This is a genomic window from Kordiimonas sp. (assembly GCF_965216265.1).
GTDB lineage: Bacteria > Pseudomonadota > Alphaproteobacteria > Sphingomonadales > Kordiimonadaceae > Kordiimonas.
Genome location: NZ_OZ244153.1, coordinates 308,149 through 328,374, shown reverse-complemented (window position 1 = coordinate 328,374; position 20,226 = coordinate 308,149). Strand labels below are relative to the sequence as shown.

Here is a 20,226-nt window from a genome sequence, read left to right as displayed (position 1 = left end):
TCAGTAAGGCGCGCCATAGATGAACTGGATGCCTGCGATATCAAGCGGGCTCAACTCGCCATCGTTATTATAACGCTCGTTGCAATAGTTCATCACAGAATCCGGGTCATACTCGGTCAACATCACGTCACCGTCCGTGCCTTGAGGGGCAATCTGGCACTCACCTGGCGTATCCCAGCTGTTGTGTTCATGCGCAAGGCCAATGGCATGGCCAAACTCATGCACCGCGATGGAATAAATACAGGACTGACGCCTGTTTTCAGACGGTGCACAGTAGTCGCTGCCCCAGCGGCGGAAGGTGAAGTTCAAGACCATGCCGTCTTTCACGCCGTCCATATATTTGCCGAGCCCTTTCACGTGCGGGCCGTTGTGCGGGCTGCTGTCGTCAATACGGATACGAATGCCGCGGGTGCCGTCTGTGCATTGGCCCCAGCCCTTGAAGCTCAGGCCCGAGTGTGCCTGCCAGCTGTTGTCAACCGCGGCTTTTACAAGCTGACGATCAGCCTCCGCCCCGCCTTCCGGGTTTTCCCAGCACACAAAAATGGTGTTTTGCGGCCATTTCGCGGGGGTGAGGAAAAACGACTTATTGTCGATCAGCAGTTGGTTGCCTTCCTTGACGACCTTGAACGTGCGGCTAGCGGCCATCATTTCAGGTGCCATGGATTCTTTCTCCACACCGCCGCCGGGCGGCATGGCAGCATCAGGCGCAGGGGCCGTGGGGGCAGGCTCAAGCACGCCGACAATTTTGCCGCTGCCCAGCTCGCTCTCAAGGTTGGCTTTGGCGATGTCATATTTGGCTTGCGCGTTGGCAACCTTCAGCTCCGCGACGGCCTTGTTCTGGTCACAGACCGCAGCGCTCACACCGTCTGCGCAGGTTTGCGCCGCAATCAGCAGGGCCTTGGCTTCGGCCAGCGCAATCTCTGCGTCGCGTTTGGCTTGCTCAAGCCCCTGAATTTTAGCGGTTTCTTCCTTCTCGGCGGCCCTGCGGGATTCAGGCAGGATTTTCTTCGCGATCTCAGCCGCCACGTCTTCTTTCACACCGTCCAGCACCTCGGCAATAAACAGCCCGGTTTTATTGGCGGCTTCAATTTCCGTGAGGCGGGTGATAAGCCGTGCAGGGGCGTAGCCGTTCATTTTTAGATTACCCGTTTTCACGGCCCGCAAGTACGCCACGCGGGAATGATAGGGCAGGCCCACGGCGCGCACCCAGCCGGTTTCCGCGCCCGGTTTTTTACCGCTGGCAAAATCAGCTGGTGTCATCTTCTTGCCGCGCGCAACATCGCCAAACCCGAGCGCGATCAGCGCATAGCTCGAGCCGTCCTCTTCCGCTGCAGGACCTTTGATCTCATACATGAGGGTCATGCCACGCGCCTTTTTACTGGTGGTGGAATGAAGCTGGTCGACCTGCAGATACTGGCTTTTAAGCTGGAAAGCTGTTTGGTCGTTTGAATAGGCAATGCGGCCTTCATAGACGATCTTGGGTGTGCCCTTGATCTTGATTTTATTGTCCTTGAGGCGCTGGCTCACCATCTCCATCGAATTGTCTGCGCTGAAATCCACCGGGCTTGTTTTTTTGACCCTGTGTAGCTCAAACACATCATTGACTGCCGCGTCTTCAAACTCTCCCACCACGGTGGTCAGGCAGCCGAATTTTGGGTTTGGCAGGATCGGTGCAAGCCTTGGCGGCTCGGGAATCTTGACGGTTCGGGCCACATACAGATCAAATGTGTCCTTGTCGGTCAGCGTGTGGCTTTTTTCTTTCGATGCTTCGCGGATGCTTTTGGCAACGCCGCCGATCACCCATTCAAGCGCCATGGGCACAAAAATCCCTGCGAGGAAGCCCAGTACCTTGTCTTCTTCTTTCGGATCGGGTGAAAGCAAACACTTCTGCGAGATATAGGTGCGTACTTCGGTTTTTGCGTCCACCTGGGTTGTTGAAACTGTCGCCACACAACCGGCGAGCATGAGTGTTGATAGGCTCCTGAACAACATGGGTTCCCCCTTTTCATGTGTTACCAGAACTTGAAACATCGATTTTTTCGGGCAGGATGAATACTATAGGTTGTTTTTTAGGAAAATTCCACTGGTTCCTTGGGGGGCAGGCGGACACTTGTCCCATGTGGGCTTGGCAAAAGCGGGTTAGCGCCTGTATGCTGCCAACGGGGAATAAGTACTATCGTAGGGAATGTGACAAAGAGGGGAAAGCCATGGGGCAGGTAAAACATCATTCATCTGATGGCACTGAGGACAGCAAGCGTGTGGGCGTTGGCGCGGCTGTTGCCGTGGGCGCAGGGCTTGGCACCGCTCTCAGTGTGGGCCTCGCGCGTTATATGGGCGACTGGGCTACGGGCTACGCCATTGGCATGCCGGTAGGCATCGGCCTCTCGCTTTTCATCTATCTGCTTTTCACCCGCCGGAGCCAGTAGCCCAGACGGGTGAGGGTGACCTCCCACCTTTTTTAGTGCAAACGCTTAAGCCTGCTGCACCTCAGGGCTGCGGATCATCGCGGCGCCAATCCAGATAAACCAGACAATCTGGCCCAGCCCGAATATAGCACCCAGATCACCTAAACCGGGGATCGTGCTTAAAAGCCCGGCACCGCCGACAACAAGCCCAAGATAGTTGAGGAAACGCGGCAGCGCGGCGCTTCTCAAGCCCGCAATGCTGATCAGCAGCACCCAGATGCCGCCCACAATCTCATTGCCGCCACCAAGGCCGTTTTGCACGGTGCCTGTGGTCTTGAGCAACATGGCAGCTGCGTCTGCATCCGTGCTTTTCAGCGCGAGCGCGGCTTCAAGGCCCACATTGCCGAGCATGCCACTTGCAATCACCAGCGTGGCCCACACGATGCCAAAACCCGCTGCGGTGAGCGACAGGGCAGGCGTGAGCGTTTTCATGCGGTCATAAAGTGCCAGTGTCAGCACAATAAGCAGCGCGCCAAAGCCCACGTATATGATCAGGTTTTGAATGAACAGGATCGTGCTGTTGGCCTCCGCGAACGCCAGGCGGCCCATAAGGCCCCCTTCCACCGGCGTGGTAAACACGGTGAAATACAGGCTGAAGCCAAAAATATAGGCGGCCGCCTCAAGGATGGCGGCTAGCCCGCCAAATTTCTGGAATGTTTTCATCTCTCGGTTTCCTCTCACGTTATTATTGGCCCGGCGGCAGATGGATGCAGCAAAGCGTATCGCCCCAGGCATGGCAGGGTGTTATTGGCCCCTTTGGGGGCGGATATATGAGGAAACCAGTGTTTCCTCGCTCGTCGTCATCCGGCGCAGGCTCATTGTCCGGCGCTTCTATTATAGGAGAAGCTTAATACGTGAATCTTTGTTTGTCAAAACAGGGGGTTAGTGCACAAACAAGAGGTAAGCGCTGGAGAGCGTGATCCAAAGGCTCGCGAATATCTTCAACCGCCGCGCGCCCAACATCAGCGCAAAATGCCGGGCCAATGCCCCGCCCACCGTGCACCCAAGCGCGAGGAAAATCAGCATGCCCCACGGCTGCGGGTCGCTAAGGATATGGTGCCAAACGCCCGAAAGCACGCTCAGGCTGCTCGCCATCACGGCAACACCCGCGGCGGTAATAAGTGGGAAGTTGCGAATGAACAGATATAGCGCCATCAGTTCCCCCACACCGACGGAGAAAAACGCCGTCGCCACCCCGCCAATAAGCCCCAGCACGGCAAGCGCGATATAATCCACCACGCCAACCTCCAGGCGCGGCAGCGCGTTCTGGCGCGATACCAGTGTGGTAACAAGAAGCGTGAGCCCAAGGGCGATGGAAAGCGTTTTGAACCACAACAGCACAGCCTCAGGCGGTGCATCAAAGCTGGCTTGCGTGAGCAACAGCGCGGGCAGGGCCATCACCATCACAATGCCAAGAAGCCGCCAGAAGGCGCGCGGCTGCACGCCCGTATCCGCCGCCCGGTGGTCATAAATGCGGCCAAGCCAGTTAAGCGACCCCGTCGTCATGCCAAAACACTGGATGATGAAACTCATGCCCACAATCTGGGCGGCGGTAATGCTCACAAGCCCCGTGCTGCCCAGATACTCAAAGGCGGGCAGAAACACCACACCACCCCCAACCCCGGTTGCGTTGGCAATCGTCGCACCGCCCACAGCCACGAGAAACAGGAAAAAGCTGGTCATACCGTCCAACATCACACTCCAGCCAAGCCACAGGATGGTGAGAAAGCCGAGCGCGAGCATACCGGCCCCGAACATGATGAAACGCCGAACACGCACCGGCAGGCGTCTAGGGATAATATTCTGATTCAAGGAGTTAAATCCTTTTATTCATTAAGGATCACATTCTCTCTAATAAAGGAAACTAAAGGGTGAAATGGTTGGAAGTCCTCCTCTAATGCACGGTTGCAGATAAACTCGCAAACTTCGGTCTTTTTAAGCTCCCGCACTTGGCTAATTACTGCTCCTCCGGACCCGGTTTTGCTTCTTAAACTCCAAAACCGTTCTTCGTCGGAATAGATGCAGTCCAAGGTCTCGTTGGGAAAATTGTTTTCAATGCCATTTTTCAGAGGTCGGCCATCTAGTCTGTTGAACCGAAATGTGGAGATCTTACCAGTCTCTTGATGTGGCAATGAGGTCTCGTCGCAATCAAAAACAAATATACATCTACCGCTGGTTATATTGTCGTTGTTTATCAGTAGAGTGCGAAGTTTTTTGAGGCTATCGGAGCCGGTATTTTTATTATTCGCACCTACTTCCTGAACTGTTATATGTATAGCGAGTTCAGGGTCTAGTATCTCAATGGCCTTTTGAATATACTTGACATCTGTTGAGCCTTCGCAAACCAACGTCGATTTTTCTAACTGTGTTAGTCGTTTAGCTTGCTTTAATAGAATTTCTCTTTCGTCGAAAATCTTTTTTGCATGCTTCTTAATGAGAGCTGCTACGCCGAGTAGATTGTCAACGTCATCAATACTGTCTGAGGGGGTTACTCTCGACGAATAGTAGTGTTTTTCTTCCACAGCTTCGCGTGTTTGGTCAACGAACCACTTTTTTGCGTGAGGTCCTTCGAGCGCATAAAAAGCCGGTGAATGTGTGGTAAGAAAGATTTGGTTCTTCTTGCTAAAGTCATTGAGGAACTTGTCGGCCAATTCAAAAGCGCGAGTCATTTCCAGTGAGTTTTCTGGCTCTTCGTATACCCAAACAAAGGCTTTATCCGTATTCTGCCTAGCGAGAAAGTCTAGAATATAGGGAATGTGGCCTATCTGAATGCCGTCGCCTCTTTGTTTAAAACTAAGCCAAACATTATCTGATATCATAGTAGAGAAGTCGAGGTCGCCAAAGAGTATACTAAGATCGTCTGGAAAATCGATGCGGCTTTCTACGCCAATACCACTTTTGATCCGTTCCTCCATAGATTGAGTGGCTGCCGATATAACATCAGAAAATTGTCGAGAAGCAGTACGCAACTGAACATTGCTGCTTACTAATGTGTTGTGAACTAGCTTCAGATAGTGCTGGAAGATTTCACGGTCTTTAATGGCAGGAACATAGTGAAGTTGGATACGATTGAGAAACTTCGAAACGTTCGCCGATTTTAGATTTCGGGGGAAATAGGAGGTATCAGGCTCATCCCAGTACCGGTTCCACTGTTTTTTTACGGCGAACTGTTTAGGGAGAGACTGGAATTGAAATATGTTGTTGAAAGTTATTTTGACATAAATAAATGCTTGCTTGCGACTAGCTTGGGTTTCGGCAACTCGTCGAATGGCTAAGTCTTTTTCAAAGTCATAAGGAATATCAAAATCAGTCTGGTTAGAAAAAAACAAGTTTAGCGCACGAAGCACGTTAGATTTTCCAGAATCATTTCCTCCGGTAATTATGTTAATTCTTTCGCATCTATTCAACGTCACATCATGGATTGACCTAAAGTATTTAATTTCAATTTTTTCGATCAATGGAAGATTATCGTTTTTAACCATCGTGCCCCCCCCAATTCTTAACTTATGAGGTCATTTTAGTGATGCCTAGCGGCAAGTTGTCAAATGAAATACGGGGGTGAATACGCTTGAAATGGACAGTGCCCCTCTAAAACCCCTTCAGTTCCGCCTGAATATTGGCGCGGGCGCGGGCTTCGAACTTGTGGTTAAACCAGGGGCTGAGGAAAATGGCTTTGCGCTTGAGGCATGATTTAAGGAAACGCCTGCGACCCCATGCGTAGCGCCAGCCGCTTATATGGCTGAACTCCCGCCGGATATCTGCGGCGTAGCGCTTATATCGCTCCCGCTCCGCGCCCAGAATGGCCATATCGGCATCAAGAAAAAGCTGAATGTCCTTGTCCGTGCCCTTGGGGATTTTGTGGGTTTTGGTGGCGCGAATGGCGGCCATGGTTTTGGCCTGCTCATCACCTTCCATACCTAACACCGGCATGGCTTTGCCTGCCAAGCGGGCGCTGAATTCCTCGTTGTTTTTGGCGCCGGGATGATAGACCACATCATGAAACCACAAGGCGGCATGGAACCATTTATCGGTGATGTCGGCGGTTTCCGCGAGCGCGAGCAACTCGTCGATATGCTCCATGGTGTGGTAATGGCGGCCTTCCCCGCTCATGCGGGTGCACAGGTCGTTAAACACCATGATGCTGTTCTCGTTCGAGCCGAAGCTTTCACACCAGCGGTTACGGCGAATTTCTTCGGTTGTTTCGGTGCCCTCAGGGCTGGTGTTGTCTGTGTTAACCATAAGGCGAGTATGCCTGATATGCAGCATACCCGCCAGCCCTATTGGTTAATCTTGCCCGACAGGCGCGCCAACCTCCCGCATCGGTTTGATCATCAGGCTGATGGCTGCGGTAAGCGTGAGCATAAGGCCTGAGGCAAGGAAGAAGGTGGTGATGTCTACAAAGCTCAGCACCCAGCCTGCGGCAGAGGCCGAAATGGGCGCCATGCCCATAACGATGAACATGAAAAAGCTCATCACCCGGCCCATTTGTGCGGGCGGTGTGCGGGCCTGAAGCCATGAGAAAATGCGTACCTGCACAATGCCGCCAAGGAAACCAGCCGCCGCCATGATGGCCCCGCCGGAAAGCGTGGTGGTGACAAAAGCGAAAGCCGCAACACCAAGCCCGATAAGGATATCGATGGAGAGGAAGGTTTGCCCCAGCGTGCGGAAACCGAGCTTGAGCCCCGCGCCCGCAACCAGCACGCCAACAAGCACCCCGGCACCGTGGGCGGCCATGATGGTACCGAAGGAGGCGGCGCCGCCGTCCAGGTGACTTTCCGCGAATACGGGCAGGCCCACCTGCAAGGGCCCAACCACGAATATTTGAATGAGCGCCATATAGGCGAACAGCAGGCGGAGGTCACGGTCGCCCAATATATTGCGGATACCTTCCACCATGAGGCGGAGCACGTTTGCGGTGCCCGCCGGTTGCTCGGCTTTGCGCGTGTGCACCAGATGCAGCATGAAGCCGGAGACGAGGAAACTGAGGCCATCAAGCGCAAACACAAGGGCGAGGCCTGTGGCCTCTGCCGCCAGCGGGTTTGCGGCTGGTGCGCCGCTGTTCAGGCCGTCCGGCCCAAAAAGCGCGATGACAAAACCGGCAATCAGCGGGCCGATGAAAAAGGTAACCTGCCGCGAGGCCATGGTGAGGCCATTGGCCTGCGCGAGCTTTTCACGCGGCACAACAAACGGCAGGATAGACATGCCAGCGGGGTAAGCAAAGGCGCTGGCAAGCCCGATGGCAGCGGCAAGCAGGTATAGAAGCGGCAGGGTAAGCCCGCCCGTAAACACAAGGCCCGCCAGCACGCCCAGAAGCGCGGTGTTGACATATTTGGACACAAGAAGCACGCCTTTGGGGGAATAGCGGTCCACAATCGCGCCGCCCAGCAGGATGAAAATGGCACGCGGCAGGCCGACAACCGCCAGTACAAGACCAAGCGCCATGGGGTCACCCGTGAGCTTGAGCGTAAGCCACGGCAGGCCGATAAGCGTGAACTGATCCCCGATCATGGAGATGAAACCGCTGACAATAAGCCAGAAGAAGCTTTTGTTCTTCGGGCTTGGCTGGGGGGCGGGTTCTGTACCGGCAGAATTTGGGCGTGCGTCGCCCTTGGCTGTGGGGTGCTCTGTCATTCTATCCTCGTTTTTATCATGTGCTGGCGGTTTTATTTTTGTGGCCAACGAGGCAGAACACGCCAGCCTTCGCCTCTATTTGCAAGCAAAAATTGCGTGGCTGCGCAATTTTATTGCGCAGCAGAACAGAAATACTGACTTTAAAGTCACATACTCAATGCCTAAATGGGAGAGGAGTGCGAGGATCAAAGAGGAGGAAAGCCAGTGTCAGACCACGGCTTTAAGGGGCAGTCTGCTGCCGATTATCATCTGGCCCAATTGAATGTGGGCAAAATTTTATATCCTCAGGATAGTGAAGAGATGGCGGGTTTCATCAATGCGCTTGATGAGATCAACGCGCTTGCGGAAGCGTCGCCCGGATTTGTATGGCGGCATCAGGACGAGACCGGCAGCGCCATGAGCTACACCATGTTTGAGGATACGCTGACCAATATGTCGGTGTGGGAAAACAGGGAAAGCCTGTTTGATTATGTGTACAAATCAGCCCACACGCATTATCTGGCCCGCCGGAAAGAATGGTTTGAAATGCCGACGGAGATGCACATGGTGCTGTGGTGGGTGCCAAAGGGGCATTTGCCATCGCTTGAGGAAGCGGAAGAGCGGCTTTTGTATTTGCGGGAGCATGGCCCGACACCGATGGCTTTCACCTTCAAGCGTGCGTTTGATTTTGATGGTGAACCTTTGCCGCCAGCGGGGGTGATGGCAAAGGCCTGACCAGCGATTTGAGGGTGTGGCGCAGGTGCCCGAATGTGTGGCGCCACACCTTTTTTTAACGGGTGAGCGCGGTTTTATACAGGTAATTCAGCTGCTTGCAGCACTCTGTTCTCACAAAATTCGCGCCACACCTCTGCCGCAAAAACCGTCACACTTTCGCCACGCCTGTGGCGCTCTGGTAAACGCTGGTTTGTAAACGTCAGATAGTAAACGAAAGCCCACAATCTTCACGGCATTATTACTTGCTTGTGGCGGTGTGCCTCATAGGGTGGTTGGTACAGCTAATTTCCTATCAGGAGTGGGGATTGATGAAAACGCATTTGAAATATACAGCGGCGGCACTTGCGCTAAGCCTTGGATTTACAGGGCTTTCCGGTGCTGTGACGGCCGAGCATCACGGCAAGGCAGCCATTGAAGCGGCAGTGATGAGCGCCGAGCGCACGGAGGAAGAAAAAGCCCGTGACGCAGACCGCAAACCGGCGGAAGTGCTTGCTTTTGCAGGGCTTGAGCCGGGCATGGTGGTGCTCGATATCAATTCGGGCGGCGGGTATTATACAGAAATTCTGGCCCGTGCTGTGGGTGATGACGGCATGGTTTATGCCCACAACGGCCCGGTTTACTGGGCTTTTGTGAAAGACAGCATTGGCAAGCGCTATGAAGACCGGCTCGGCAATGTTGAGCTTATTCATGGGGATAGCGAAGCCGTTGACCTGGATGAAGGGAGCGTTGATCTGGCGATCATGGTGCTGGCGTATCATGACTATTATTTCCAGCATGAGGCACGGTCAACCCCGCAGGCAGATGTGCCAGCGGCGCTGGCATCAATCCATAAGGCATTGAAACCAAGTGGTAAAATTCTGATCATCGACCATGTTGGCCCGGCGGGCGCAGACGCGGAAGCAATGAACAAGCTGCACCGTATTGACCCGGCACTGGTGAAAAAACAGATGATGGAAGCGGGCTTCACGCTGGCGTCTGAAAGTGATCTGCTCGCGAACCCTGACGATGACATGAGCACGGGCCCGTTTGCGCCTGAGATCCGCGGCAAGACGGACCGTTTCATCCATCTTTACACAAAAGGCATGTAAGCGCGGGCGCTTAATGCTTTGAAATATAACGGGAAAGGCGCTCAGTTTGGGCGCCTTTTTTTTGCTAACGCGGGGTTGGAGCGCGGCCTATAGCGGGCAGAGCATATAGCTGGCGGTGCCGTCGTATGACGCCAGCTTTTTGGTGAGCTTCTCGCTGGTGTGATGCTCAAAGCCGTGTTTCTGCCAGAAGGGTTCGGTGCCATTAACCGCCACGATGCTGAGGCGGCGGTAGCCCGCAAGTTTTCCCTGTTCTTTTATAAGCTTAAGCGCGTTTCCTGAAGCGCCTGTGCCGCGCGCCTTGGGGCTCAGGGCAATATCATGGATATGTAGCGTGTCTGTGCTTTCAGGTGCGGTGCCGATCAGGGCATTCAGGGCAGGCGGTGTTTCAAATTCCGCAGGATGCACAAGGGTATAGCCCAAAATCTCATCCTCTGCCTGCAGCACAAAACAGCCTTCAGGGAAGAAAGTGGGTCGCTCCATGATCACGTCATCATCCTCCGGGTGGTCAATATGGATATCGGCGGCGAGGGTGATCACCGCACGCATGTCGTCTGCTGTCATTTGGCGCCAGAACATAGTTAACTACCTGTATTTCAAGCCTGAATCAGCCCATGTCAGGGGCAGGGGAAGGTGATGTCATCATCGATGCGGTTAAGCTCCTTGAGGAGTTTCGGCTCTAGCTTGACCTTGGCTGCACCCAGTAGTTCGTCCAGCTGCTCAAGGCTTGTCGCGCCAATAACCGCAGATGTTACAAAGGGTTGAGCCAAAACAAAGGCGATGGCAAGCTCCGCGCCCGACAGGCCGTATTCTCTGGCCAGCGCCACATATCGCTCTGTCGCCGCCATGGCCTTGCCGGTGCCGTAGCGCGGGAATTTGTCGCCCCAGCGGGTCATGCGCGCCCCTACAGGCTTGTTATCATTGAGGTATTTACCCGAAAGCACGCCAAATGCCAGCGGTGAGTGCGCGAGCAGGCCAACCTGTTCCCGCATGCCGATTTCGGCCAGCCCCACCTCATAGCTGCGGTTCAGCAAGCTATAGGGGTTTTGGGTGCTGACGATGCGCGGCAGCCCCATGTTTTCCGCCAGTTTCAGCGCGTGGTTGACGCCCCACGCGGTCTCGTTCGACAGCCCCACAGCCCGTATTTTGCCTGCATCCACCAGCTCCTTGAGCGCGGAAAGCGTCTCTTCAAGCGGGGTATCGTCAAGCTCCGGCTTGTGCTGGTAGCGGAGGTGGCCAAAGAAGTTGGTATGGCGCGCGGGCCAGTGCAGCTGGTAAAGGTCGATATAGTCGGTTTTTAACCGCCTCAGGCTCGCCTCACACGCCTCTATAACGGACGTTTTATCGGGTTTTGTCACACCCCCATGAAGGTGCGGGCGCATATAGCTTAAGTCCCGCCCCACACTCGCAACCTTCGTCGCGAGTATAACTTCTTGGCGTCGCTTGGTTTTTTCAAACCATGAGCCGATAATTTCTTCCGTGCGGCCGTAGGTTTCTGCGCGCGTTGGCACCGCATACATCTCGGCTGTATCAATAAAGTTTACACCCGCCGCCGCCGCACGTTCAATCTGCGCATGCCCTTCCGCTTCCGTGTTTTGCTCACCCCAGGTCATGGACCCTAGGCAGATTTCGGAAACAGAAATATCGGTATTGCCCAGAGTGCGATACTGCATTCGGGTGTGCTCCTGACCTTTGGAAAAGGTTCTGATTACGCGGCTTTAACGCCCTTGTCGGCAAAAAGTTGCTGCAGCTCGCCGCTCTCGAACATCTCGCGGATGATATCGCAACCACCAACAAATTCACCCTTCACATAAAGCTGGGGAATGGTTGGCCAATCGGAGAAAGACTTGATGCCTTCGCGCAGGTCGTAATCTTCCAGCACATTATAGCTCTCATAAGGAGCGCCGATATGGTTCAGCACCTGCGCGACAACGCTTGAGAAACCACACTGCGGGAAGATTGGTGTGCCCTTCATAAAGAGCACCACGTCATCTTTACCGACAATTTCCTGAATACGGTCATGGACCGAATTTTCACTCATCACGTATATCCTTTTGTTTAGGCCTTAGCGCTACAGATAAGGCGCTCAAGGCTTCATGCCAAGGGGATCACGCAAATTGTGACCCGTATTGGCGGTTGTTCGTCTGTGCGCGGCTATTCCGGCACACTTGTCTGAAGCGCAAGCGCGTGAAGCTCGCCGCCCATGCGGCCCTTGAGGCTTTTGTACACAAGCTGGTGCTGTTGCACGCGAGACAGGCCCCGAAAGCCTTCAAACACAACATGGGCCGCGTAGTGATCACCGTCACCGCGCAAATCTTCGATCCTGACATTTGCGCCAGGAAGGTCTTCCTTGATCAGCCGCTCAATCTCATCTGCCACCATGGCCATATTTATTCCCCTCAAAACAGGTCTTTAAGCGTGTTCTTCAATTTCATGGCTGCATTATAGCAGGCCAGCATTGCGATAGTCACCTTTTGCTTTGCCTACTTCATACCGGCGTCACAATTAGCTGGCAATCTCTGTCTCGGCATTAACCTAAAGTTTTTCTAGGTGCATATGCTCCGGTGTAGCGCTAGGGTGCTGCATTGTGTATGTGTATAGAGTACATTTTAAGCGGCCTTTGCGCTGCGGGGGTCGGTTGAGGTTTGGATGCTGGTTTTATTCGCCAGATGCCTGACCGAAATTTTGAAGGGAGCCGCTGAAAATTTTCCAGCGTTTTTCCAATTTTATCTCGATCTGAGCCGGCGATGTTATCGTCGGCTCAATTCGTTTAAGAGAGTTTATTGTTGACGGCTAACGGGGCAATTGCTCTCCTGTCGGATATGGAAGGACGTTTCTCTATGTCTGACGCTAAATGTCTAATTGTCACAACACATTACAAGCCTTTGGTTGGTGGTGCGCAAGCCGTCTATGACGCTCTCGCGGATAAGGCGCCGGGCAATTTTGGTGTACTCACTGGCAAGCGAGATTTTGTCAGACGCAATGAAGTCTCGTCGTGGCAGGCGTTTGACGAGAGCGCCAAATACCCCATAACTCGGATAGAACGCCTACGCCCGGATATGTTGGGAGACAAACCGAACATAGCCTCTCGGCTGTCGAGCCACTTTTCAGCGCGAAAAATACGGCATGAAGTGCTGGACGCTGTGGTGAAATCCTACAAGGAAGGCGGGTACAATATTGTCTGTATTGGTGCACTTGATGCGCTTGGCTGGCTTGTTGAAGCCCTACAGGAAGCGCTTGGGATAAAGGTCATTCTTTACACCCACGGCGAAGAAATTTCGCAGACAGCCTATAACGAGCGGGCGGAGAAGGCGCGGGAGCGCTATTTGAGCCAGGCTGATGGCGTGATTGCGGTGTCGAGTTTTACCTCCGCGTTAATTGAGAAAAAATACGGGGTGCCCAAGGATAAGATCAAATGCCTTGGCAATGGTGTGAACCTTGAGAAGTTTCGTGCGCGCCCTACTGAAAATGTGCGGGTCCCGCTTGGCCTGAGCGCAGGGCCGCTGGTGCTTTCTGTTGGACGCCTTGTCGAGCGTAAGGGTTTTGACCAATTGCTGCGAGCATGGCCGAACGTTCTCACCGTCGTGCCTGAAGCGCAGCTTGCAATCGTGGGCTCAGGTCCGCAGGAAGACGAGCTTGTGGCAATTATTGATGAGCTTGGCATATCGAAGTCTGTACAGCTTCTCGGGCATGTGTCGGACGGCCAATTGCCGTCGCTTTATGCAAGCGCAGATGTTTTCGCCATGCCAAACCGCACGTTGCCGGATGGTGACACTGAAGGGTTCGGCCTCGTGTTTCTGGAAGCGGCGGCGGCGGGCACGCCTTCAATCGCGGGCAGGGCTGGTGGTGCAGTTGATGCTGTGCTGGACGGTAAAACCGGCCTTCTGGTGGATGGCACCGATATAGGTGCCATTTCGTTTGCTGTGACGGAGTTTTTAACCAATGAAGTGCGGTGCGGCGAGATGGCAGATGCCGCGCGGGCGCATGCGCTGACCCAAGGATGGGAAGATAAAGCAAGTGAGCTGATTGCCTATATGAACGGCCTGCTAGATGGCGTTGAACATAATGCAGATGAAGGGACACCATGAGCGAAGGCGTGTGGCATCAGCTGGAAACTGAAACAAAAAAAATAGTACCAGTACAATTGTTTAAGGCTGAGGGTGCGCACCAGGCAACGCTTCTGATGTTACCCGCACTTGGTATCGCAGCCCGTTTTTACCGGCGCTTGGCGGCTGGTTTGGCCGCGCAAGGTATACAGACCATAGTTTTTGAACAGCGCGGCCACGGGGAAAGCCCATACCGCGCAAAACGGGGCGCTAAATTCGGGTTTGATGCTTTTCTGGAAGAAGATATCCCGGCGGCACTAGCCTTTGCCAAACAGCTGGCAGAGAATACTCCGCTCTATCTTGGCGGGCACAGTCTTGGTGGGCATTTTAGCTCGATTATCGCGGGACGGCATCCTGACGGCATCGAGGGTGTGGTGCAAATTGCTTGCGGCTTCCCTTACCATGGCCTTTATGCGGGGCCTCCCGCTAAAAAAATCCGTACTCTGTGCCGTCTTTTGCCACCCGTATGTTTTTTGCTGGGATATTTCCCGGGTCAAAAAATTGGCTTTGGCGGGCGGGAGTATCGCCAACTAATGCTCGACTGGCGAGACTGGGCGCTGGGCGGCCGATATGACTATGGCAAACACACAAATATTGAGGGTGAGATCGCTTTGTTTGGCGGGCGTGTTTTATCTATCAGTTTTGAGAAAGATTTCTTCGCAAGTGACGAGGCAACCGAATATAGTCGGACCCGGCTCAAAGGGGCAGACCAAACTGCGTTGAAGCTGGGGCGGTTGGAACAAGGCGAACATCTTGGGCACTTTGACTGGGCACGCAAGCCGGACGGGGTGGTTGAAACCGTATCAGAATGGCTGAAAACATAGCGTTCTGAGCGGATAAAGGATTGGGTAGGGGCATCCATGATAAAGCTGAACCACCGGAGATTAATGGCTGCTGCTGCGGCCACGCTTGCCTTGCTTGAGCTTGGTCTTCTTGAAATCAAGTTTCAGATAATGAGCGGAGGAGGGTTCCTGCAGTCCGCGCCGCTTGTAAGCCTATCCAGCCGCGTGGTCTTTGCCCTGTATTTTCTCACAAGCTTTATTGCACTCTTTTGGGGCTGGGCCAAACTGTACCGGGCTGTGGCGTTGCGTATAGGGCAATCCCCGCTGCGCGCTGACTTCACTTCAGGCACTTTGTTTGTTGCTTGTTACGGGCTTTCGCTGCTGCTGACATTCCAGCTTCACAAATACCTGGCAGACCATGTTGATGCGACGGTCGTACGCGCTATAGCTGGCGATAGCTTGCAGACAGCAGTTGCTTATGCCAGCGATGAGCTTGTCTTGCTGCTTTTGCCCGTGTTGTTGGTGCTCGCCCTTTTTGTGTGGCTCTATCGCCGGGTGGAAGTGAGCTTCAGGAAGCCACGAAGATCGTCAAAATGGCCACTTGTTGGCTTCGTTGCTTTCCTTGTGGCATTTGTGGGGCTGGAAGCGTCAAGTAACTGGCCGTTGAAGCTCAACCTGTCTCGGTCTCTTTCCTATGGTGCAGTGCGGACCGTTGCACACATCATTGTTGATGTAGATGGCGACGGCAGCTCATTTTTCACCACACCAGAAGACCCAGCGCCTTTCAATAGCGCCATTCATTGGGGCGCTGTGGATATCCCGGCCAACGGTGTAGATGAGAATGGTCTTGGCGGCGATTTGCCCAGTGGCACGCTGGATAACACGCTAGTTGATAGTCGTGCGTTGCCTGTGCCCTACAAACATCTTGTTGTTATCGTCGGCGAAAGCACGCGCGCGGATGTGATCGGGAAAACGCTGGACGGTAAATTGGTGGCGCCTAACCTGACCAATCTGGCGGCTGAGGGCTCAAGCCTGCAGCGGGCCTATAGCCACTCGGGTTTCACATATAACAGCTTGTTGACGCTGTTTTCAGGTCGCTTCACTTATCAGGAAGGGACTCCAAGCCTGTTTGATAAGGCCAAGGCGGCCGGCATGCAGATATCAGTGATATCAGGGCAGGACGAGACGTGGGGCGGCCTTGATACTGAGCTGAATACCCGAAAAAATGCAGATTTCTTCTATGACCCGCAGGAAGATCCGGAAAAGCGGGTTTTCCCCTCCAAGCTACCATCAAGCATCAAGCTGGCGGGCGAAACCCTGGTTGAAGCGTTTGACCGGCGACTTCAGGGGCTGGATTGGTCGACGCGACAGCTTTTCTATGTGAATTTGCAGGCAGGCCATTTCCCATACAGCCACAAGCTTATGCGGCCAAGGTTTGTTGATGAAGCAATCCCGAGAGGCGAGATCGGGCCTGATAACACCCGGTGGCTTCGCGATACCTACTGGAACTCAATGTCTTATATGGACCAGAATGTGGGCAAGCTTATTGCGGGCTTGAAGCAAGCTGGCGTGTGGGATGAAACACTGGTTATATTCCTAGGGGACCACGGTGAATCCCTGTTCCATGACGGCAGCCTTGGCCATGGGCAAAGCATTAACGATCAACAGTTGCGCATTCCTGTTGTTATGTCTGCTATGGGGATGAATTTTGTCGCCCCCGTTGGTTTGTCAGATGTATCGGGCTGGTTATTCAGCTTTGTTGAAAACCCGGAGCAGGCCTTTGAAAAACGCGGGAAATGTGTGTTGATGTACACGGGTTTCTTTTATGGACCAGCGCAATTGGGGCAGGCCTGTACGGAGCGTGAAGGGTTGGATGTATACACCGTCAGGCAAAAGGCCTTCATCTCTCAGTCGGGCGCGAGCGAAGAGGCCAAGCTTGAGCTGATCCATAACTGGGAACGGAACCTCTATAAAATGGCCCAGCCAACTGAACTCAAACCGCTGCAGGAATAGCGGCACAGGGTATTTTATTGCCGCCGATAGCAACAGCCCTAGATCACACCGTGAAACAATAATCAGGAGATGATTTCATGGCAGGCAGTATCGACCCCGAACGCGAACAATTTGAGGCATTTAAAATCCTGCCACGGGATACACCGATCAACATGATCAACCTCGTCAAACTGCGCGCCGAAGCCCAGTACGAGGATGGCACCAAGGCCTCAGGAGCTGAGGCCTATGCTACGTACGGCAAGACAAGTGGCCCCATCTTCAAGCGTGTTGGTGGTACGATCATCTGGCGCGGCGAGCCAAAGCTGGTGCTGATAGGCCCTTCTGATGAAGCATGGGATCTGGCTTTTATCGCACGCTACCCAAACGCAGGCGCTTTCATGGAAATGGTGACAGACCCGGAATACCGCAAGGCGGTAAAACACCGGCAGGCTGCGGTGCTAGATAGTCGCCTGATCCGCTGTGAAGAGGTGCGCGGCACAAATACAGAGTTCGGCTAGGAGTAGACAAAAAGGCGCCCGGGGGATGGGCGCCTTCTCAGGATGCTTCTTCGGTTAATAGGCTACCGCGTTATTACCCGGCCATTACCAGAACGTCTTCATAGGTTTTGCCATCCAGTTTATCGCCGAGCTTGTTGTAAACAGATTCCGCCAGCGTCTTGTCGACAGTCAGCGCTCTTCCGTCTGCACCAGCCATCGCGGCGGTTTGCTCGCCCGACAGTTTGGTCAGCGCTTTTGTAAGCTTCATACGGTCTTCTTCCGCAAGAGACGCCTTCATGAAAGCGAGGCTTGTCTTAAACTCTTCAAAGCTCTTGGTTTCAAGCGTTACAGTGGGTGCGTTTTCAGCCATATCGGTCGTAGCTGCGCCGTTAGCCTCCGTGTTTTCTGTTGTGCTGCTCATGTCGCCCTCACATGCGCCAAGCGCCAAACACGCGCCAATTGTGGTGACTTTGATCCAAGTGTTCATTTTGCTCTCCCTTGATCGGCAATGCCGAACGTCGTGTATCTGATAGGCACTATTAGGCCTTCGAGCAGATCAGAAGGAAATACGGATTGGCATAGGGGCGCATAAGAGCTTCATAAAAACGGTTAGAGCGATAGTGCGCTCACTAGCTCAATGTTGCACAAACCACTTGAGGCCCCGATCGCCGTTGGTCGCAAAAATGGCCTGCCAGGGTGTATCAAGAAGCTCTACCCGTGCGGGGTCGACCGATGGTCTCTGCCCTGAAACGCTTGGGATTTGAGCGAATACCTCGCCCTGCAGTACGGTAAGGAAGCCTGCGTCGATAACATGTTGCACCCTTGTGCCCGCCCAGTAAATGCGCACAGGTTTTCCTTCACTTATGGCTGTGATCAGCGCGGTTTTGGAGCCATTGAGGGCGTTGCCATCCTTGTCATGCTCAAAAGCGAGGTGCCAACCGGAAGGCGAGGCGTTTGGTGTTGCCCCGGCTGTGAAGGATGCGGCCATCATAGCGCCGAGAAGCGCGGATGAAAGTGCGATAAGAAGTGATTTCATGATTAGATCCCGCTGTTGTGATTTCTTGTAAAGCGGGGAAAATGTGGCATGACGGTCGTGCGCTGATAAATCACAATACCGTTAGACCGTTGAGGCGCGGAGCATTCGGGCCGCTGGCGCCTCAACGTATCGCATGCAAGTTCTAGTTCGCCATGGCGAGCACATCTTCAAACGTGGCGCCGTGCAGGTCGTCGCCCAGCTTTTCATAGAGAACATCGGCGATCGATTTACCGTCACCCATGTTTTTGGCCATGTTGGTCGCATTGTCCATCATGCTTTCACCGCCTTCACCACTGGCTTTTTTCGCGAGAGTTGCAAGCGCCGAGGACAGCTGTGCTGTTTTCTCTTCATCCAGCGATGCTTTCATGCTCGCGAGGCTTTCCTTGAAAGCATCAAGCGAAGAAGCGTCCAGTTTCAAAGCCTCCGCCACCTCGGTCATGGCTTCCGTGGCTGTGTCCATGCTGCTCTCGCTGGGCGTTTGTACTTCTGCCGCCATGTCGTCGGCTTTTTTCTTGTCGCCTTCATTATCACCGCAGGCGGAAAGCGCAAAGGCTGCCGCTACGGCTGTTATTCTGATCAGTGTGTTCATTGTATCGTCTCCCAATGTTTTTGGCCCTCACAGGGCGCTACTCAAGACAGATACTGCACTATGGTTGTATCATATTTGTGGCTAAGGCGGGAAGCGCATAAGCAGATTATGGTTTTGACCGCAATAATTTATGCGCCTAAGCTCAAGGTTCATGAAGGGGAGGGATTATCATGAAAATGACACTAAGCCGTGCAGGCCTCATCACCGCCATTGGTTCTATTCTGGCCATTGTGGGCCTTTATTCGCCAACACTCGATATTGCGGGTATGGGCACCGTAAGTTATGCGGATGTCGCGGAAACCGACGCTTATATCATCACAGCCCTTGTGGCCGTTGCGGTCATCGTGCTTCTGGCAGGCAAAGCGAAGCTCGCGCTGCCCTCAGCCGCAGCGGCCTGGTTGGTGCTTTTGTGGCCCGTGCTCAAGAATATGGGTGGCGGCGATGACGGCGGCCTTGTTGGCGATATCAAGGATATGGTCTCGAACCCCGCACAGGAAGCGGCAGAGCAGTTAACGGAAAAGCTTTTCACCAATGTACTTGACCTTGAGTGGGGCGGCTTCGCCTTCCTCATTGGTATGCTTTTGCTGCTGTTCGGCAGCCTGGTGGTGTTCGTGAAGCGTTAAAGTCTAGACTTTGGAATGCCAATCTCATTGGAAAAGTGTTGGATTTGTGGTGTCGAAGGAACTTCGCGCGAACACCTCACAAAGGCCTCTGACTTGAAAAGTTTGCGGTTTCAAGCAACTCAATTAGCACCGATGTACTATCACACAAAGGCCCAGAAAAATGTCCCAATTAAAAGTGGGAACTCTGATCGTTTAAAAAGCCGTAAGAAGTCTCTGTGTTCTCGTTGCAATGGAGCTACTACTCAACCTTTTGATAGAGCTTGGGAAAAACTTCAGGAAATGTTGTCCACTGTAGTTGCTCAGCAGCCATTACCTAGCTTCATATCGGTAAAATCAGCTTTTGGCAGTATTCTTAAAAGACAGAGAGTCGCGGTTCAACTCTTCTTCCTCAAGCATTTGGTGATTAGGTTAATTGATGAGGACAAATACGATGGTCTGGACATTAAATTGGCTCGACAGTGTATTAGGGATTTTAAGGCCCATCCAAGCCTATATTTGAGGTTTGGTTACCGAATGCAGTATCATAATTCTATTGGACTTAGCGAAATAGAGGAGACGTACGACAAAGTCGACAAGGCTATCGCAAGGCTCATGTATGATTACCGAGTTGGTAGAGTAGCTGTCAGGGTAATCTACCTCAGTCACCCAAAACTCAGCCCCTTTTATGACCGGACAATGTGGCATCCAACCAATATAACCCAACGTA

The 20,226-nt window shown here is 53.4% G+C and carries 21 protein-coding genes; 8 read left to right on the top strand and 13 right to left on the bottom strand.

Going from position 1 to position 20,226, the window contains the following annotated elements; genetic code table 11:
- Complete coding sequence (locus tag ACOOGA_RS01525) at positions 1-1,992, bottom strand: hypothetical protein (RefSeq protein ID WP_420429323.1); 1,992 nt, start codon at positions 1,990-1,992, stop codon at positions 1-3.
- Positions 1,993-2,207: 215 nt separating this feature from the next.
- On the opposite strand from ACOOGA_RS01525, the gene ACOOGA_RS01520 reads away from it, so the two are divergent.
- Positions 2,208-2,426, top strand: a complete 219-nt coding sequence (locus tag ACOOGA_RS01520) for a hypothetical protein (protein WP_417461031.1) — start codon at positions 2,208-2,210, stop codon at positions 2,424-2,426.
- A 45-nt stretch (positions 2,427-2,471) separates the two neighbouring features.
- Here ACOOGA_RS01520 and ACOOGA_RS01515 read toward each other — a convergent pair whose 3' ends face one another.
- The 5 genes from ACOOGA_RS01515 to ACOOGA_RS01495 all read right to left on the bottom strand — a co-directional run bounded on the left by ACOOGA_RS01515 (position 2,472) and on the right by ACOOGA_RS01495 (position 8,096).
- Positions 2,472-3,128, bottom strand: coding sequence for a hypothetical protein (locus ACOOGA_RS01515; RefSeq protein WP_417461030.1), 657 nt, complete (start codon positions 3,126-3,128; stop codon positions 2,472-2,474).
- Between the two features lie 219 nt (positions 3,129-3,347).
- Positions 3,348-4,277, bottom strand: coding sequence for a sulfite exporter TauE/SafE family protein (locus ACOOGA_RS01510; RefSeq protein WP_417461029.1), 930 nt, complete (start codon positions 4,275-4,277; stop codon positions 3,348-3,350).
- A 14-nt stretch (positions 4,278-4,291) separates the two neighbouring features.
- Positions 4,292-5,947 (bottom strand): ATP-dependent nuclease, encoded by a 1,656-nt coding sequence (locus ACOOGA_RS01505; protein WP_417461028.1) that lies wholly within the window; start codon positions 5,945-5,947, stop codon positions 4,292-4,294.
- A 106-nt stretch (positions 5,948-6,053) separates the two neighbouring features.
- Positions 6,054-6,704 carry a hypothetical protein gene (locus tag ACOOGA_RS01500; RefSeq protein ID WP_417461027.1) on the bottom strand — a complete coding sequence of 217 codons (651 nt, stop codon included), beginning with the start codon at positions 6,702-6,704 and terminating at the stop codon, positions 6,054-6,056.
- A gap of 45 nt (positions 6,705-6,749) precedes the next feature.
- The gene (locus ACOOGA_RS01495; RefSeq protein WP_417461026.1) at positions 6,750-8,096 is read right to left on the bottom strand and encodes an MFS transporter; all 1,347 of its coding nucleotides are present in this window, start codon (positions 8,094-8,096) and stop codon (positions 6,750-6,752) included.
- Between the two features lie 204 nt (positions 8,097-8,300).
- Here ACOOGA_RS01495 and ACOOGA_RS01490 point away from each other — a divergent pair, with 204 nt between their 5' ends.
- Positions 8,301-8,810 carry a DUF3291 domain-containing protein gene (locus ACOOGA_RS01490; protein ID WP_417461025.1) on the top strand — a complete coding sequence of 170 codons (510 nt, stop codon included), beginning with the start codon at positions 8,301-8,303 and terminating at the stop codon, positions 8,808-8,810.
- Positions 8,811-9,118: 308 nt separating this feature from the next.
- Positions 9,119-9,898 carry a class I SAM-dependent methyltransferase gene (locus ACOOGA_RS01485; RefSeq protein ID WP_417461024.1) on the top strand — a complete coding sequence of 260 codons (780 nt, stop codon included), beginning with the start codon at positions 9,119-9,121 and terminating at the stop codon, positions 9,896-9,898.
- Between the two features lie 87 nt (positions 9,899-9,985).
- Here ACOOGA_RS01485 and ACOOGA_RS01480 read toward each other — a convergent pair whose 3' ends face one another.
- The 4 genes from ACOOGA_RS01480 to ACOOGA_RS01465 form a co-directional block, all read right to left on the bottom strand.
- Entirely contained in the window at positions 9,986-10,459 is a 474-nt protein-coding gene (locus ACOOGA_RS01480) for a GNAT family N-acetyltransferase (RefSeq protein ID WP_420429321.1), read from the bottom strand.
- Between the two features lie 53 nt (positions 10,460-10,512).
- Positions 10,513-11,568 (bottom strand): aldo/keto reductase, encoded by a 1,056-nt coding sequence (locus ACOOGA_RS01475; protein ID WP_417461022.1) that lies wholly within the window; start codon positions 11,566-11,568, stop codon positions 10,513-10,515.
- Positions 11,569-11,603: 35 nt separating this feature from the next.
- Positions 11,604-11,936, bottom strand: coding sequence for a Grx4 family monothiol glutaredoxin (gene grxD, locus ACOOGA_RS01470; RefSeq protein ID WP_417461021.1), 333 nt, complete (start codon positions 11,934-11,936; stop codon positions 11,604-11,606).
- Positions 11,937-12,049: 113 nt separating this feature from the next.
- Positions 12,050-12,283 carry a BolA/IbaG family iron-sulfur metabolism protein gene (locus ACOOGA_RS01465; protein ID WP_417461020.1) on the bottom strand — a complete coding sequence of 78 codons (234 nt, stop codon included), beginning with the start codon at positions 12,281-12,283 and terminating at the stop codon, positions 12,050-12,052.
- Positions 12,284-12,735: 452 nt separating this feature from the next.
- On the opposite strand from ACOOGA_RS01465, the gene ACOOGA_RS01460 reads away from it, so the two are divergent.
- From ACOOGA_RS01460 to ACOOGA_RS01445, 4 genes are all read left to right on the top strand, one after another.
- Complete coding sequence (locus tag ACOOGA_RS01460; RefSeq protein ID WP_417461019.1) at positions 12,736-13,983, top strand: glycosyltransferase family 4 protein; 1,248 nt, start codon at positions 12,736-12,738, stop codon at positions 13,981-13,983.
- The gene (locus ACOOGA_RS01455) at positions 13,980-14,825 is read left to right on the top strand and encodes an alpha/beta fold hydrolase (RefSeq protein WP_417461018.1); all 846 of its coding nucleotides are present in this window, start codon (positions 13,980-13,982) and stop codon (positions 14,823-14,825) included. The genes ACOOGA_RS01460 and ACOOGA_RS01455 overlap by 4 nt, the downstream gene beginning before the upstream one ends.
- A gap of 36 nt (positions 14,826-14,861) precedes the next feature.
- On the top strand, positions 14,862-16,796 hold the full coding sequence (locus ACOOGA_RS01450; protein WP_417461017.1) for a sulfatase-like hydrolase/transferase: 1,935 nt from the start codon (positions 14,862-14,864) through the stop codon (positions 16,794-16,796).
- A gap of 77 nt (positions 16,797-16,873) precedes the next feature.
- On the top strand, positions 16,874-17,293 hold the full coding sequence (locus tag ACOOGA_RS01445; protein ID WP_417461016.1) for a DUF1330 domain-containing protein: 420 nt from the start codon (positions 16,874-16,876) through the stop codon (positions 17,291-17,293).
- Between the two features lie 73 nt (positions 17,294-17,366).
- Here ACOOGA_RS01445 and ACOOGA_RS01440 read toward each other — a convergent pair whose 3' ends face one another.
- From ACOOGA_RS01440 to ACOOGA_RS01430, 3 genes are all read right to left on the bottom strand, one after another.
- Positions 17,367-17,759, bottom strand: a complete 393-nt coding sequence (locus tag ACOOGA_RS01440) for a hypothetical protein (RefSeq protein ID WP_417461015.1) — start codon at positions 17,757-17,759, stop codon at positions 17,367-17,369.
- 147 nt (positions 17,760-17,906) lie between these two features.
- A complete protein-coding gene (locus tag ACOOGA_RS01435; RefSeq protein ID WP_417461014.1) occupies positions 17,907-18,308 on the bottom strand; it encodes a hypothetical protein in 402 nt (133 codons plus the stop codon).
- Between the two features lie 142 nt (positions 18,309-18,450).
- Positions 18,451-18,897: a hypothetical protein gene (locus tag ACOOGA_RS01430; RefSeq protein ID WP_417461013.1), complete on the bottom strand. Its 447-nt coding sequence runs from the start codon at positions 18,895-18,897 to the stop codon at positions 18,451-18,453.
- 170 nt (positions 18,898-19,067) lie between these two features.
- On the opposite strand from ACOOGA_RS01430, the gene ACOOGA_RS01425 reads away from it, so the two are divergent.
- Positions 19,068-19,520, top strand: coding sequence for a hypothetical protein (locus ACOOGA_RS01425; protein WP_417461012.1), 453 nt, complete (start codon positions 19,068-19,070; stop codon positions 19,518-19,520).
- Positions 19,521-20,226: the final 706 nt, after the last annotated feature.